Source organism: Burkholderia sp. IDO3, from assembly GCF_003366075.1.
GTDB lineage: Bacteria > Pseudomonadota > Gammaproteobacteria > Burkholderiales > Burkholderiaceae > Burkholderia > Burkholderia anthina.
Map to the genome: position 1 here is coordinate 2115663 of NZ_CP028962.1, position 17707 is coordinate 2133369.

The following is a 17707-nucleotide window of genomic DNA, read 5'->3' on the forward strand; positions in this document are numbered from 1 at the left end:
ATGAGCGGTATGACGCCCCGGCGTACACGCATGCGTCGACCACACTCAGTACGATTGCGCCGCCGGCTGTCAGCAGCCTGGCAGCCAGCCCCGCGAGACGTCTACGGGTAGCAATTCAGGCCGGCAAGCAATCGATAGCCAGGTTTTCGACGCTCAAGCGGCTGCGCCCCAGCGTCAGGGACGCAGTTCCTTTTGCCGCCATTCGGGCGCGTGCGTCATGCAACCGCGACCCTTCGCGATCCGCTTTCGGCATGCGGCTCACATCGAGCCAGCATGCGTAAATGCCGCGTAGGGCACTGGCCCCCTACCTGGCACTGCGATTCACGCGGATCAGATCTTGCCAAGCCTCGCACGCTCCCCCTCCGTCAACGCAGCACGTTGCGTGGCCCCCGCTTGTCCAAAGCCGATAATCGACACGGAACTCGACGGGTCATAGCCAACCTGCTGCCGGTGTTTCTTTGACCCGTCACCGCCTGCATCGCCAAAACCCTCGACCTGCACCGAAATCGTCCAGCGTCGTACGGCCCCTCCGGACGCGTTGTTCTTCGCGATATCCTGCGCGACTTGGGTCGCGGCCGATGCAGCCGCGCTCGCAGCCGTCAATGCACCGGTATTCACCGCTTGCACCAACGGAATGCCCGACGCCTTGCCCGTCACCTGTATGTTGTCCGCGTTCACCACGCGCAGCGCCGCGACGTTGAGGTTGCCGGCGCGGATACCTGCATCGCCGGCATCGACGGTGCCGCGAGGCGCGATCAGGTTGATCGTGCCCAACGGAATGCCTGGCACGCTCTGCAGCGTCGCAATACCTGCACCCGTGACTTGCCCGCGCGCATCGACCGTACAGTAGTGGTTCGGATCACAAACATACTGAGGTGCCGGGGTATCGGCCGACGATTTCGCCCCCTTGCCGGCGTTGATATCGCCGTTCGAGCTCCAGATCGTCATGTCGCCGCCCTGCTCGGTGAAGATCCGGCTTTGCGCAAGCAACACGCTGCGATCCGTGAAAATATTCACGTCCCCCTTCTCGAGTGTCAGGATGCCCATTGCGCCGGGACCCACGATCACGTTGCCGCGTGTATCCGTAATCTGTGGCGGTGCCGACGCGCTGCCGACCAGCGCCTGTCCGCCCGGGCCCAGAATCGAGATATTTCCGCCTTGTTGCGTCTGGATCGTCGTGTTCCGGATATCGAGATCACCCGTATCGATCGAACCGTTCGTACCATTTCCACCGCCCCCGAGATTGTTCGCCGTATAGCCGAACGACGCAGGGAACAATGTATTGATCGCCTCGTAGCCGCGCGCGTACTTCTGGAAATAGGGACTCGCGGCATTGTTGTAATCTTCGCCGACCCGAGTCAGCACGTTGAACAACACCTGTTCCGCAAAGATCTGCTGAACGTACGAAGGCAGGTTCTTGAATTTCGACCATGCCTGTGTCGCATCCAGCGGTTCGATCGCACGTTGGTCCTTGACTAGTCCCGTATCTACCACGCTGCCTGCTTCGTACTGCTGTACGAAGGCAATGAGATCGGACGCCGTGCTCGGCACACCCGCGATCGACCCGGCCGGATCAATGTACTTCGAGATAAACGTACCGGTATCGACTCCCGGACTGACGCCGAACAGGATATTTACGTCCGCGCTGTCGTGTGGCAGGTTCGGGTTCAATGCATTTCCGGTCGCATTAACGCCCGTCAACAATCCGGTCTTTGGATACGTACTGCTCAATGCCGCGTAGGCCTCGGACTGGCTAGTCAGCGGACCGATATTTCGGCCGGCCTCGATATCGAAGTACCCCGGCCCGCCCAGCGTCAACGCAGGCACCACGGCCGAGCCGTAAACCAACGGCGTATCGTAGATGTCGCGTCCCGCCACGATGCGGGTGACATCCGATTTGCGCAGATTCTGTCCCTGGAACGACAAGTTCACGATGTCCTGCCCCGCCTGGATCATCGCCGGCTTGTCGATTACGAGCTGCATGAGCTTGTCGTAGAACCCCGCACTCACGCCGCCAGACTGCAGCGGCAGTGTGCCGTTGACGATGTCGCCGTTCAGACTATAGATGTGCGCGGGGACCGGGTCGTCGGCATGCAATGCGCTGACGGCATGAGCCGCGGCTGTCAAATCGGCAAGCCCGGGCACCACAGCCGACGGATTCGCCGCGGATGGCATGGAGGAGGGATCCGTATCAAGCATGCCGAATCCTACTCGGCCCGGCACGCTCCCGTAGAGATTCGAGAAATTGATCGACTGATCTGCGATGAGATTCAAATTGCCTGACGGTGAAGGGAAAAGCGCACTGCTCGACAAAACGTCAATACCGCCAGAAAACGCGGTTACATTCACCGTGGCCGGCAGAACATACGACAAGTCGTTCGTCGTATTCGAATCGATGTCCGCCCCACCAATGATCTTTTTCGCCGGTAACGAGCCGAACAAGACGTCCCCCGTCGTGGTTTGGACATTCACGGCGGAATTCGCCGAATAGGCCTGCGAATCCGCATGCTGGCTGTAATTGATCTGCAGCATGTCGCCCTGGACGTACGATGGATCGAATACGCCGCCGATATCCGCCCCTTGACGCGCACTGACATCGAGCACGCCATCCTGCGTCGCCAGCAAGGTCGAAAGCGACATCGGAGACTGTCCCGGCAACCACGGCTGCACGACGATGTCCGAACCGATACGCCCCCCTGCAACGATCGACCCTGTCCCCTTCGCGACGAAATAGTTCCCGCTGAGAATATCGCCTCCCGCCCGCACCGTCAGGTTGCCGCCGCCGACCGTGACCGGCGTGCCGGTAGCGTCCTTGAACCACGTGGTCGGCAACGACACACCAAGATCGGCAATATTTCCACCTGCGCTGATCGCGACGTTGCCGCCCACACTCATCACGCCCTGATCGAATGCACCAAAGTTTATTGAAATGCGATCGAGCGGGACATCGCCGCTACTGCCGGAGGCAATCGTCGGCTTCCCCGTCACCTGCATCCACTGCCACCAGAACTGCCCGATCGGTGCGCCTGCCTGTCCGGAAATCGTGCCCGTCGTGTCGACGACGTTCTCGAGACCGGTGATATCGCCCTGGGCACGAATCGAGATATCGCCGGCGGCTTCGGGATTAACCGCCGACGTCACAAGAATGTTGGTCGTCGGGGTTCTGTTACCCTGCACGACCGTGGTCGACCCCGCCGGTGCGGCAGGCGCATTCGGGGACGGTGTCCCGGCCGTATAGATCACGCCGGGAATAATGGTCGCGCCGGACTCTCGCGCGGCGGCCGGATCGAACAGCGAGACGTCGTTCGCAGCCGCGACATCGATCGATCCCGTGCCCGTTCGAATCATCGTCGGCACGACCACGGCACGGTTGTTCGGATTGCCAATGTTCGGGTTGGTCGAGTTGTCGTACTCGAAGTGTCCGTCAAGCATCACGTTGCCGCCTGCCGCCGACGAGAATCCGCCGACCGGCTTCAATGCGAGCGGATCGGTACTCGACAGATCGGCGCCGGCGACCAGGCGGTACGACGAGCCGCTCCCGGCGTTCAAGCTCGCGGAAAGCAGGGGCAACGCATTCGCCGCGACGGCAACCGGCGCCGGCGTGTTGTCGGTTTGCGGCGGCTGAATCGTGATATCTCCGGCGATGACCGGAACCAGCGCCGTCGGCGGCGCCTGCACTTGATCGACATGCGGGGTCACGCCGGGATTGGCGGCCTGCCACTTGATCAAATCCTTGACGTAGGACTGGTACTGCGCGAGATAGCGCGGGTACCACGTCGGATCGGCGGCTTCCTGAGCGGCCGTCGGCGCCTGGAGCGCCAGCTCGGGCTGCCCCGCCACGGTCGGAGCGTTCTGATGCCGGGTATCGGCATACATGAAGGCCCACGAGCCGTCGGACAGCTTGGACGTCAAATACTGCGCATACTCGTTGTACATGCCGTAGTACTGGGCGATTTCGTCGCTATTCCCCGTCGTCCAGTTGTGCGGTGCGTACAATCCCAGATAATCGTAGTTCGACAGAACGTAGCCGAACGGACCGAACGGCATCGCCGACCATGTGTAGTTCGTGGCGCTGTACGTCGATGGCGTCGGCTTCGGCGCAACGATACTGCTCCCGATCGGGTTGTCGATCTGGAAAAATCCATCCGACAGGCTCGCCCTGACATCGACGTCGTTCTCGGCCCGCAGCGTCACGACCGGCGCCTGCCCATTGAACCGGAACGCCTGATTCGTTGCCGACGTCCCCGCCCCGAGGTTCCAGTTCGTCAGTATCCCGATGTTGCCGCCGTTGATCGACGGGCTCGGATTGTCCAGCTCGATGCCCGGCACGATGCGCGCGTTCGCGATTCCCGTGCCGTCGAACGGATTCTTCAACGCGTCCAGCCCATGCTGCACGAAACCCATCAACGTGCCGGGCACGGCCGTCGTCGCGTTGCCGTCCTGGTATCCGTAGAACGTCTGGTGATCCTGGTTCGAACCATTCGACACCGGTGCGAAGAACATGCTCTGCAGCCCGCCGAAACCGATCGCGCTGTTTCCGTCCTGTAGCTGCGCCTGCGTCACCGCCGCCGTCGCTCCCGTCGCATCGTTCGTCACGGTGCCGCCGCCGCTTCCGTCCGGCGTGAACGTAAAGGTCGTCGGCGAGCTGGACGTGCTCTGCGCGGTAAAGATGCCGGCCAGCAAGTGACCGCCGGCATCGTACCAGCCAGCCGGGTCGACGATGCCGTCGAAATGCTTCGCGCCCGTCGTCGCATCCGTGGTACGCCACGTCGCATACGCCTCGAGCGTCGTCGCGCGTGAACCCGCAATGCCCTTGCCCGCGGCAAATCCCGAAGACGGCAACGACACGTTCACGGTGCCGTCCGACAACAGCGGCGCGCGGAAATTCACCGTGCCGCCCGACAGCCCGCCCGCCGTTCCCCCCGATACGTCGATCAGCGCATTCGCGCCGACCCGGATCAGCCCGGCGCGCGACGGATCGATGTTCTCGTAGCCGTAGGTCGCGTTGTACGGATCGGCCACGCCCGGATCGAATACGCCGCTCGTGCCGATGTCGACCCTGCCGCCGCGCTGGTTCGAATCCGAGCCGCGCGCGAGCAGCGTGCCTTCGACGTCGACGCCGCTGTGCCCGTACAGCGCAATCGTCCCGCCGGCCCTGCCCGACGCGTCGATCGTGCCCGACACATCGACATTGCCGTTTGCAGTGTCCGACGCATTGCCCGCGCCCCCGTCCGCCGTCAGCGACACCGCATGCGCGGTGAGCGTGTTACCGGCCGACAGCGCGAGATTGCCCGATCGGGTATGGACCGCGATGGTCTGGTTCACGCCACTCGATGCGAGCGTTTTCGCAAGGGCGTCGAGATCGGCAATGCCCCCCGTATCGAGCGACAGCGACCCACCCGCGAAACCACTCGCCGCGCTGCCCTTGATCGTCCCGTTCAGGTTCACGACCTGCTCCGGCGCCGACAGCGTCAGGCTGCCCGCCGCGCCGCCGCCCTCCGCCCCCGAGAAATCGAGTACCGAGCCTGCCTGCACGTCGACCGTGCCGGAGTCGGCCGTCAACGTGATCGCACCGGCCGGCGCGTACTGCACGACGTCGAAGAACTGCTTCGACACGCCGGCTGCGCTCACCGTCGAGCCGCCACCGACCGTCAGATTGCCGCTTGTCGCCTCGAGGCTCACGTTCCCCGCGGGGGCCGCGATCGTCGCGCCGTTGTCGGCGATCGTCCCGCCGATGAAGTGCCATGCTCCGCCTACCGGTGTCCTGGCCAACGCGGTGCCCGACGCGCCGTTCAACGTCAGCGCCCCGGTCGTCTTCACGGTCGACGCCGAACTCGTATCGGCGAGATAGACCGGCGCATTCAGCACGACCGGCAGTGCGCCGAAGTCGAACGTGCCGGTTCCCTGCCCGACGATACCGCCCGTCGCGACCATGCTCGCGGAGCCGAAACCGCTCGTCGTCTTCGTTCCCGAGCCAAAGTCGATTTCCTTGGCGTTGACCGTCAGCGTGCCGCTGCCGGAGGCAGCCGTACCGTTCTGCGCGCCCGTTTCATTCGTGAACGCGATCTGCTGCGCATTGAGCGTCACGTTGCCGCCGTCGCTTGTGAAGGTCCCCGCGCTCAGGTTCACGCTGTTGCCGAAGGTCGCATTCACGTCGCCGACAAAACCGATCGCACCATAGCTGCGCAGCGTCACTTGTTGCGCGTTGCCGAATTGCGCAAGCCCGGCCGGATCGATCACGAAACCCGGCAGCGCGGCAGCCGCCGCACCGTTCGCGCCGGTAAACGTAATCGCCGAACCGTCTGCCGTCATCGCCGTCGCAGACAGGACGGCGCTCGGATCGACCTTCAGGTTTCCCGACGAATCGAGCGTCAGCGCCTGCCCGCCCGCGAGCGTTGCGCCCGCGCCAACTGTCAGCAGACCGCTACCGGTCGATCCCGTACGGGTGAGCGGCGCCATCGCGCCATTCGACACGCGCAGCAGCGCACCATCGCCCGCGATCGTGATCGGCTGGTCCTTCGCCGCCGGATAGTCGCCGGCGGCCGCGATCGACGCGCCTGCATCGATGCGCAGGCCGTTCGCGGCATTCGGATCCGTGCCGCTCGCGTCGGTCTTCGTGACGAGCAGGATTTCCGGGCCCTTGAGCGCGGTGTTGCCGTCGTTCGACACGATCACGCTGTTCGCGATCGGCGTGATTGCCACGCCGTTTGTCGTCGCCGTCCGCGTACCGCCGATCAACAGGCTGCCCGCATTCAGCGAATCGAGCGCATCGCTGCCGACCTGCAGATAGCCCGACAACGCGGCGCCGCCATCGCCGGTGATCTGAATGTCCTGGGAGGCAATGTCGACTTCGGCGGGTGCGCCCCCGGTTCCGGCAGCCGTATTCAGCGTGGCACCGAGCGTCAGTGCCCTGGTCGCAGCCAGTACGAGCTGGCCACCGTCCACCGGCAAAGGAGGCGTCACGTTGCCTTGCTTCGCCGCCTGCTCGGCAAAGAAGGCGTTGGCGCCCTTCAGCGTGTACTGCGAGTACTGCTGCCACACCGGCCCCGACTGCACGCTGAACAGCGTCGGCGTCGCGCCGCGGCCGCCCGTCAGCGCATCGGCGAAATAACCGGCCGTCGTCACGGTGCCGTCCGGCAACACCTGGCTCGCCCCCGGCACGACACCACCCGGCACGTTCGCGAGCGTCACGCGATACGAGCCCGGCAGCGTTGCGTACTTGCCCGGGAGCAGCGTGTAATAGCCTGCCGCTAGTCCGGGCACCCCGGAAAGGTAGACGGCCTTGCCGACCGGATCTTTCAGGCCGGCCTGGCCGACGCCAAGCGTCATCGTCGTGCTGACGGTCGTGCCGTCCGCCGAAGGCTGCATGGATTGCGCGAACACCGGATCGTAGGCGGCCACCGGCGACTGCGTTCCCGGCACGATCGCATAAACGTTCGTTGCGCCCGGATTGACCGGCACGGTTGCACCGGCAGGGTTGTTCGCATAGCTGACGTTGTATTGCGACAGCACGTCGCGCGTCCCCCCCGTGCCCGGCACCCACTCGACCGCCTGCAGGTCGCCGCCGCCGGACAGATCGATCTTCGCGCCCGTGTCGAGCGCCACACGGTTGCCGTTGACGCCGATGTACTTCGCGGGTGGAGCGGTCAGATCCGGCATCGTCACGACCGTAGCCGGATTGAACTGCCACTCGACGCCATCGACCGTCGTGCCATACGGGATCACGAGATTGCCGTTCGATACCGATGTCGTGCTGCCGTTCGCGAACACGACCGAATCGGTTGCCACGAGCGGCAGGCCGGCGAATTGTGCCTGGGTCGATGCGTTCGACGGATCGCCGACGCCGAACATGATCGTGCCCGAGGGTGCACGCACCGTGCCGCCCTGAACGATGTCGGTTGCGTCGACCAGCAGCGTGCCGCCCGCGGACAGCGGCGTGCCCGATGCGCCATTCGACGCAAATGCGACCGTCGTCGGCGTCGGCTTTCCCGTCGCCTGATCGTTCGGTCCGACGGCATCGACAATGAACGTGCTGCCCGTGGCCGGATACAGGTCCGCAGCCTTGAACGACACGTTGCCGGGTGTATAGAGCACGCCGGGCATCTGAGCCGTTCCCGCTGCATTCACATTGTTCGAACTCAGGCGAATGTCGCCCGAACTGACGAAATTTGCCTGTCCGATATTGTTCAGCTGGAACTGATTGTGCAGATCGATGAACGATGCGTTCACGTTCAACGTCGCATCGGACACGGTCATGACTGGCGCAAATGCCGGCGATTGCGACGTCAGGGTCGGTCCGACCAGCGCGACATACGGTGCAGCGATCTCGATCGTCGTCCCGGACGGCAGTTGCGGCGGCTCGGCGAGCAACGCCTGGAGAACCGAGGTCGGGTTCGTGCTGCCGTCCGATTGCGATGCAGGCTTCGACAGCAGCGTCGTCAATTGATCCATGCCAAGCGCTGCGACGCGCCCGGTATTTAACGTCACCGATTCGGGCAGCGCCAGTTTGACATCGCCCGCGAACGCAATCGGCGGCACTTCCATGGCTGCCGTCAAGGGTGTCGCGTCGCCGAGCACGAGATTCGCGATCCCCGATCCGTCAAGGCGGTCTGCCGAGAACTGAATCACGCCGGTCGGTTGACCGATCGGCAAGCCGGTCGTCGTGTCGATCGCCGTTGCGAAACTTTGGCCGGCCTCGAGACCCGCCGGCGTCAGTTCGCCACTTTGCCGGACGACCAGCGCGGTCGCGCCGGCGGCGGCATTATTCTGATGCGGCAGGATCGCCAGCGTGCCGCCGCGCGCCTGCGGCGCGCCCGCATGCGCCGCGAGCGTCGCATCGGCAAAGAGTCCGTACGCGGCGGACAGCGTGATCGAGCCGGCATCGCTCCAGACCGGCTGCGATGCATAAGCGCCGTTCGCCTGCAATTGATCGAAGTTCGCCGACGCACCGGATACATCGATCCGCGACCCGGGCTGCGCAACCACGTAGCCCGCATCGCTCGACAGCGTGACCGAACCGCCCGACAGGACCTTGCCGGTGTTCGGCACGACAGTCGCCGTCCCGATCTTGACCGGCGCAGCGAGCGGATTCGCGAGCGCGGTGCCCGACACATCGAGCGTCGCGTCCGCGCCGAGCCAGACCGATCGGCTGTCGCTCGGCGCGAATATGCCGTACTGGCCCATCTGCCCGAACGTACCGCCCGAATCCGCACTGAGCACGATCGCCCCACCCGGCGCGACGATCGAGCCGAGCACCGTCACCTGCGTAGGCGAACCCAAGCCGACGCTCGCACCGGCATCCGTACGAATGGATGCGCCCGACGACAACACAACCGCGCCGGTCACGCCCGGATACGACGGTATCGTATCCCCCGCCGCCAGCCATGACACATAGTTGCCGCCTGTCAGCACAAGACTCGTCGGCTGCCGGTGGTAGTCGTCGAGACGGCCTGATGCCGTCAGCCCCGCCGTCGACAGATTGGCGCCCGTGGTCGCCTGCTGCAGCGCAAGTACGTCCGGAATCAGATTGCGCTGCGTCAGCGCGACCGTAGCACCGGGCGCGACGATCGCGTCGTAGTAGGCATTCAGGACATACTTGCCGAAACCTTGCTGTGCAAAGAAGTTCTCCGGCAAATAGACGTCCCATGGCGCCGCGGTCTTCCGATCGCCGCCGATCTGGAAACCGAGCGCTTGCAACGTCAGCGTGCCACCGCCCGAGAATCCGTCACTGAGGATCGTGCCGCCAAGCTCGATCGTGCCGTTTGCAGGCTGCGTGGTCGGTATGTCCGGACCACCATCGCCAATGTGGCCGAACTGTCTTTCTTTAGGCGCGACATAAGTCTGCAACGACACGTTGCCGCCACGTCCCACCGGCGTGCCGTTCTGCATCAGCAGTTGACCATTCCACTGCAGTTCGCCGCCGCTCGATACGTCAAGCACGCTGCCGGGACGCAGCAGAATCGATCCCGAGATGTCCGCAAAGCTACCGCCCGCATGTCCGACAGACTGCTCGGTGGTCGACAGCGAAATCGTGCCGCCATTGATGAACTGGGTATTACCCGGCGTCGTACCCGGCGCCGCCTGCACGTCGTTGTTGACCCATTGACCCGCCACACCGAGCACCGCTTGCGGACCGACGAGGATATTGCCGCCGCTCGCAATGGAAATCGAGCCGCCCGGCGCAGACAAACTGCCGAGCACGTTGACGTCCGCGCCGCCAGTCGCGCTGTTGAGCGCAATGGACCCGCCCGGTTGCACGTCAAGGTGAGTATCCTGCGCGACGACGATCCCCTTCCCGGCGCGCTTATCCTGCGTCACGTTCACGTTCGAGAAGCCGGCGGCGTTCAGTGCATCCACCGGCACCACCATCGTGGTCAGCACGTTGTGCGGATCGGTCGCGGCGACATCCTGCAGCGCTGCCTCGTCGATCGGCGTGTTGCTCGAGAAACCCGGCGCGACCTCGTCGAGCTGCGTCGCCTGGCCCTGCAGAATCGTCAGCCCGGTGACCCCGGTCGGCGTCGCCACACGCGAGTTCCACGTCAGGCCGGCAAGCGTGCCGTTGGTGAGCTTCGTATCTGCACCGAGATTGAACGTCCCGCCCGACGGCAGGCTGTTGCCCTGCATCTGCTTCGCACCGCCGAACGACTGCGCGCTGATGTCGCCATCGAGCACGAGCGCCGAGGTCGCGAACAGGTCGAGCGTGCCTGCGTTGCCGCCGACGATAGCGTCGCCCTGATACGTGCCGCCCGTCAGCATCGGGTTGTACCACGTCTTCGTCACGCCCCAGCGCGGATGGTTTTCGACGAACTCACCGGCAATGCCGACGTAGGTCTCGTACGGGCTCGCCTGCCCGATCGGCACGATCGCGCCATTCGCGTCGACGAGCCGCGTCGTATTGACAATCCCGCCGTCGACATGCACGTACCCGCCGTTCAGGTTCAGTGACGAACCGCGCGCAGTCATCACCTCGTTACCCGACAGCGTGATCGTTCCGCCGTTGGTCAACAGCTGATCGACGGTGCGGGGAATCAGGTTCACATAGCCTGACAGATTCAGGATCGGGCTGCCGACCCATGACACGCCATCGCTGCGCGTACCGGTCAGCGTGCTGTCCACGACGACGTTCTTCAGCCCCGCGAGAAAGCTGTCACGCAGCAGCGGCGAATCGGACAGTTCGTTCTGGCCGATCCGGTCGACCGTCACGAGCGTCTGCGCGATCGGAATTTCGACGTTCGCAAGCCCGGACACGTCGATCGTCGATCCCGCATCCTGATAAATGCGACCGGGCGCCGCGCTCTGCTTGACGTCAGGCGTATAGGCCGTCACCGAAGGCGAAAGCGCCGTCACCGACACGTTCGAACCCGGCGCCTCGATCAGCGAACCACCCTGGAGCCACACCGCACCAGCCGTCATCGCGATGCCGCCCGGTGTAAACGCCGTACCTGGCGTCGATGTCGCCGTCTGCCCGTTGTTGTCCGGCAACACGGTCGTCACGGAGCCCGGACCGAACGTGAGCAGGCCCGCTCGCCCGGTTTCGTCGGCATTGCCGCTAGCCCCGGTCGTTGCAAGCGGCATCCCCGGATACGCGTTACCGAGCGGATCGTTCGACGCGTATTCGTCGACCGTCGAGATCGTGATCCGGCCCGGCGTGTTGACGCTCGTCGTCACGCCGACCACGCCATCCTGCGCGACGCGGCTGCCGAGCAGGTTCACGCTGCCGCGCGAGGCTTGTACGATGCCCGTATTCGTCAACGTACCTACAGGCGTAAGATCGACCGTCGTACCGTTCTGCGTCGTGACGATCTGGCCGCTGAGCTCCGGCAGCAGCACTTGCGGATTGCCTTTCGAGATACCGTTCGGCCGCAGGCTCACACCGACGCCCGCCGCCAGCACGACCTGACCGTCGGTTGCCGTGATGCTGCCGCCGTTCGTCACGTTCGGTGCGGCAACGAGCACGAATCCGCCGTCGCTGACCGTGCCGTTCGTATGCGTCGCAATCGACGCACCCTGTTCGATCGTGATGTCGCCCGGCGCCTGATAGCTCCCGTTCGTCTTCGCGACATTGCCGAGCCCCAGTATCTCGTTGGGGCGGCTCGACGACCCCGCCACGCCGGTCGAATTCCCCGACTCCGGATACGCGAGCCCGCCGGTCGTGCCGGCAGGCAGGCTCAGGAACTGCTGGTTGCTCGCCACGATGCCGTCGGGCGTCGGTACGATCTGGTTCTTCATGTCCAGCAGGTTCAGCGACGACGCCACCAGCGAATGCACGTTCACCTGCGACCCTGCCCCGAACAGCACCCCGTTCCGGTTGATCACATACACCGCCCCTTGCGCGGTAATGTTCCCCAGAACCTGACTCGGCCTGCCGCTCGGATCGTTGATCCGGTTCAGCACGGCCCAGTTGTTCGCCCCATTCGTCTGCGTGCCGCCCGACTGGTCGAAGTTCAGCGTCGTCTGCCGCCCGACGTTCATCGTCTCCCACGTCAGCACCGCGTTCTGCCCGGTCTGCTTGACGTCGACGTTCACGTGCCCGCTCGCATCCACGCTCTGCTGCGGCGCATTCGCGTTGAACCACAGCACCGGATTATTCGTATCGCCCGACGCGCCGTTCGCCACCTGCAACCCGCCCGGCGCCAGCCCGTTCGGCACCGTCGACGGCAGCTTCACCGCCGCGGCGGCCGCATTCTGCTGCGCCGCGATCTGCGCGGCGATCGCATGCGCCGCATTCCCGAGGTTACGGATCGACGGCTGGCTCGCCTGCAGCGCCTGCTGCGGCGACACGCCGAGATTCGCCACGCCCGGCATGCCGCCGGCACCGCCCGCGCCGCCACCCGACGGGCTCGCGGCCACGTGGCCGAGGTTCATGATGCCCGCCGCGTGCGCATGCGCGGACACGCCCGCCGCGAGCATCAGCACAACCGCCCGGTAGAGCGGGCTCAGCTCCGACTTCAGGACCGACCGCGAGGCCGTGGCGCGAGGAGGTTGCCGATCCGTACGTGCGCGTGCTGCCATTCTTTCCACCCCGAATGCTAGGAAATTGCGCGCGGCGCCGATCCGGCACCGTGCATGTCGTTGCGCCTGAAACAGGCCGCTGGAATCCAGAAACCATACGAAGCGCGAATGGCAGCGACATGGCGACTGTTACGGACCATTCCGGCCGCCGCGAAAAGGTCCGTAGCTTTTGTCATGGAAGGCCGGTCACGCCGGTTCGACCCGCGCGCGCCATCGCGCGCAGCGCGTCGGCCACCCGGCCGGCCACCGCCGGCCAGTCGCCCGGCCGCGCCTGCCGGAACAGCCGCGCGGCCGGATACCACGGACAGTCGTCGCGCTCGAGCAGCCAGCGCCAGTCCGGCACGCGCGGCAGCAGCACCCATACGGGCCGCCCGAGCGCACCGGCCAGGTGCGCGACCGACGTGTCGACGCTGATCACGAGATCCAGCGTGTCGACGAGCGCGGCCGTCTCGGCAAAATCCGTCAGCGCATCGGCAAACGACAGCACGCCGCTTGCGGCGAATGCTTCCGCATCGCGCGCCCGCACCTGCGGCTGCAGGCTCACGAACGTCGTATCGGGCGCCCCGGGCCCGACCAGCGGCGCGAGCGCGGCGAACGGCATCGAGCGGTTCTCGTCGTTCGCGTGACGCGGATTGCCGGACCACGCGAGCCCGACCCGCAGCCGGCCCGGCGGCGAAATCTCATCGAGGCGCCGCACCCACGCATCGCGCCGCCGCGCATCGGCGCGCAGGTAGGGCACGTCGGCCGGTACCGTGTCGAGCGTCGTGCGGAACGCATGCGGCAAGCTCATCAGCGGACACTGCAGATCGAACGCCGGCGTCGGCTGGCCCTCGGTGACGATCCGGCTCACGCCGCGCAGCGTGCCGAGCAGTTCGCCGAGCGCGGCCGGCGCCTCGACGATCACGGTCGCGCCGCGGTCGTGCGCGAGGCTCGCGTAGCGGCAGAACTGCAGCGTGTCGCCGTAGCCCTGTTCCGCGTGCAACAGCAGCGTGCGCCCCGCGAGCGGCTCGTCGCCAGTCCACCGCGGCCGGTCCGCATGACGCCGGTGCAGCATCGAGTCGGCCGCATCCCAGCGCGCCTCGTGCTGCCGCCAGCCCGCGTCGAAATCGCCCATCAACAGCCGGCAGAACGCTTCCGAACGGCGCGCGGCGCCATGATGCGGATCGAGCCGGCACGCCTCGGCGAAATCCGCCAGCGCCGCGTCGTAGTCGCCGAGATGCTGGCGCGCGACCGCCCGCGTGAACCGCGCCTGCGCCACTTTCGCGGGTGCGGCGGCAGCGGCCGCGTGGCTCGCGAGCGCGTCGTCGTAACGCTGCAGTTGCTGCAGCGCCAGCGCGCGGTTGTAATGCAGCTCCGCATGCGGCCCCGTCAGCGCGAGCGCCGCGTCGTAATCGGCGAGCGCTTCGTCGTAGCGGCCCAGCGCGCGCAGCGCGGCCGCGCTGTTTCTCCGCGCGTCGATGTCGTCGGGCTTGCGCGCCAGCGCTTCGCGGTACGCGTGCGCGGCCTCCTCGTGACGTTCGAGCCCGAGCAGCGCGTTGCCGCGCCCGACCCACGCGGCGACGTTGCCGCGATTCAGCGCGAGCAGCCGGTCGCAGCGCCTCAGCAGTTCGTCGCGCGCATGCAGCAGATCGAGCGCGACGCAGCTCGCGTAAAGCAGCTGTTCGTCGTTCGGCAGCCGCGCGAGCCCTTCGTCGAGACACGCGAGCGCGTCGGCCGGGCGGCCGAGTTCGGTCATCGTCACGCCGCAGGCGTAGACAAGCTCGGGCGTCTTGCCGCGCACGACCATCGCAAGCTGATAGCTGTGCAGCGCCTGCTCGCGATGGCCGAGCGCACGCAGCGCATGGCCGCGCTCGAGGTTCGCGGCCGCATCGCTCGTATCGATCCGCAACGCGCGTTCGACGCTGATCAGCGCGTCGGCGGGCCGTTCGAGCCGCCGCAGCGTCTCGCCGCGCTTGCACCACGCGGCCGCATGCGCCGGTTCGCGCACGAGCGCACGGTCGTAGGCCGCGAGCGCCGCGTCGTATTGATCGAGCGCGAGCCACGCGTCGCCGCGCGCGGCATGCGACGGCGCATGCTCCGGATCGACCGCGAGCGCGCGATCGGCCACGGCGATCGCGTCGCGATGGCGGCCGACGCCGGTCAACGCCGCCGCATGGTTCGCGAGATTCCACGGCTGGTTCAGCCCGAACGCCATCGACCGCGCGATCAGCGGCTCCGCGCGCACGGGGTCGCCGAGCCGCAGATGCACGAGGCCGAGCAGGTGCAGCGCCTCGACGTTGTCGGGCGCCATCGTCAGCACGCCCTCGTAGAGCCGCCCGGCGCCGACGAAGTCGCGCTGCTCGAGCCGCGCGCGCGCATTGCGCAGCGCACCGTCGAGCACCGCGCGCAGCGGCGCGGCAGCAGCACCGAGCGCGGCACCCGCGATCGGCGCCGCGTCGTGGCGCGCACTCATCGCGCGCCTCCGCCGACGAACGCCGGCAGGTCGGCCGCGATCCGCTCGACGACCGGCGCCCACTGCCCGCCTTCGGGCTGGCGGAACAGCCGCGCGGACGGATACCACGGGCTGTCGTCCCGTTCGAGCAGCCAGCGGAAATCAGGCGTATGCGGAATCATCAGCGCAAGCGGCCGGCCAAGCGCACCGGCGAGGTGCGCCACCGACGTATCGACGCTGACGATGCCGTCCATCAGCGCGGTCAGCGCCGCCGTGTCCGCGAAATCCTCCAGCTCGTCGCCGACGAAGCGCACCGCGCTCGCCTCGAGCAGCGGGCGATCCTCGTCGCGTACCACCTTCTGCAGGCTGATCCACTCGTACCGGTCGTCGAACAGCGGCAGCAGATCCGCGAGCGTCATCGAACGGTTGCGGTCGTTCAGGTGCAGCGGGTTGCCCGACCACACGAGGCCGATGCGCGGCCGCGCCGATGCGCCGAGCCGGTCGCGCCAGCGCGCGATGCGGGCGGGATCGGCGGCGAGATACGGCACGCTCGCCGGAATCGACGTCAGGTCGGTGCGGAACTCGAGCGGCAGACTCAGCAGCGGGCAATGCAGGTCGAACGGCGGCAGCGGCTCGCCGCGCGCGACGAGCGTATCGACGCCGTCGAGCGTCGCGAACAACGTCTTCAGCTCGACCGGCGCTTCGAGCACGACGCGTGCGCCGAGCGCCTTCACGAGCGGCACGTAGCGGCAGAACTGCAGCGTGTCGCCGAGCCCCTGCTCCGCGACCAGCAGGATCGTCTGCCCGTCGAGCGGCATCCCGTGCGTCCAGCGCGGCTGCGCGAAGGTGCGCCGGCTCGCGTCGAGCTGCGTATCGCGCCAGCGCCATTCGTACTCGGCCCATCCCGCTTCGAAATCGCCGATCGACAGGCACAGGAACGCGCGCATGCAGTGCGCGAGCACGTAGTCGGGATCGATCCCGATCGCATCCGCATACGCCTGCCGCGCATCGTCGTGCCGCCGCAGCGCACGCAGCGCGTTGCCCTTGTGGAAGTGCGCGAGCTTGTCGCGCGGCGTCGCGGCGATCACGCGCGCGAAATCGTCGAGCGCCGCGTCGTAGCGGTGCGTCTCGAGCTGCACGCGGCCGCGCGTGAACCACGCCGGCACATAGCCGCCGTCGAGCGCGAGCGCGCGGTCGCACAGATCCCGCGCATCGTCGTGGCGCTCGATGCGCATCAGCGCGCTCGCGTAGTTGCACAGCACGCCGGTGCTGGCCGGTTCCGCGTCGAGTGCGCGTGCGTAGCTGTCGGCCGCCTCGCGGTAGCGCTCCAGGTGGCTTGCCGCGTTGCCTCGGTTCGCCAGCGCCCGTGCATGGCGCGGATCGATCGCGAGCACGCGGTCGCAACGCACGAGCGCCTCGTCGTGCCGGCCGAGCTGCTCGAGCGCGATCGAGCTGTTGAAGATCGCATCGACGAAGGTCGGGCTCGCCGCGATCGCCGCGTTGAAATCCGCGAGCGCGCGTTCGGGTTCGTGCAGGTCCAGGTACACGACGCCGCGCAGGAACAGCACTTCGGCACTGCCCGGCGTCTGCGCGAGTGCGTGCCCGTAGCTGTCCGCCGCATCGCGGAAGCGGCCGAGTTCGCGCAGCGCGAGGCCACGCCCGCGCATCGCGTCGAACGAACGCCCGGCCAGCGAAATCGCGCGGTCGCAATCGGCGAGCGCATCGTCGTGACGGCCGAGCGCGCGCAGCATGTCGCCGCGCTTCACGTAGCCGTCGGCGAAGCCCGGCGTCAGTTCGAGCAGCCGGTCGTAGGCCGCGCGCGCCTCGTCGTGCCGCGTGAGCTGCGCGAGCAGCCCGGCCCGCTGGAACAGCGCACGCTGATGCGCGGGATTGATCGCGAGCGCTTCGTCGAGCCGCGCGAGCGCATCGTGGTCGCGCCCGAGCCCGGCGAGCACGGCCGAGTAGTTCGCGAGCGCGAGCGGCACCGGCTGGCGTTCGACCGAGCGCCGCATCAGCGGCTCGGCATCGTCGAGCCGGCCCTGCTGGAAGCGCACCGCGCCGAGCAGGTGCAGTGCTTCCGGATGCTCCGGATCGAGCGCGAGCAATTCGGCGTACGCCTTCTCCGCATGCTGCAGCGCGCCCTCGTGATGCGCCTTGCGCGCACGGACGAGCAGCCGTTCGAGCTGCGCGGCGTCGGGCGGACGGCGATCCGGCGCGACCGGCGCGCTCGCGAAGGTCGTCCCTTCCCCGTTTGGTGTCATCGTG

General features: G+C 66.7%; 3 protein-coding genes. All 3 read right to left on the bottom strand.

The window, feature by feature from the left end; genetic code table 11:
* Window positions 1-330: 330 nt before the first annotated feature.
* Window positions 331-13011, bottom strand: a complete 12681-nt coding sequence (locus DCN14_RS09725) for a filamentous haemagglutinin family protein (protein ID WP_172441875.1) — start codon at window positions 13009-13011, stop codon at window positions 331-333.
* Between the two features lie 172 nt (window positions 13012-13183).
* Complete coding sequence (locus DCN14_RS09730; protein WP_096501192.1) at window positions 13184-15463, bottom strand: tetratricopeptide repeat protein; 2280 nt, start codon at window positions 15461-15463, stop codon at window positions 13184-13186.
* Window positions 15460-17703 (bottom strand): tetratricopeptide repeat protein, encoded by a 2244-nt coding sequence (locus DCN14_RS09735; RefSeq protein ID WP_096501194.1) that lies wholly within the window; start codon window positions 17701-17703, stop codon window positions 15460-15462. Before DCN14_RS09735 ends, DCN14_RS09730 begins: the two co-directional genes overlap by 4 nt.
* Between the last annotated feature and the right edge of the window lie 4 nt (window positions 17704-17707).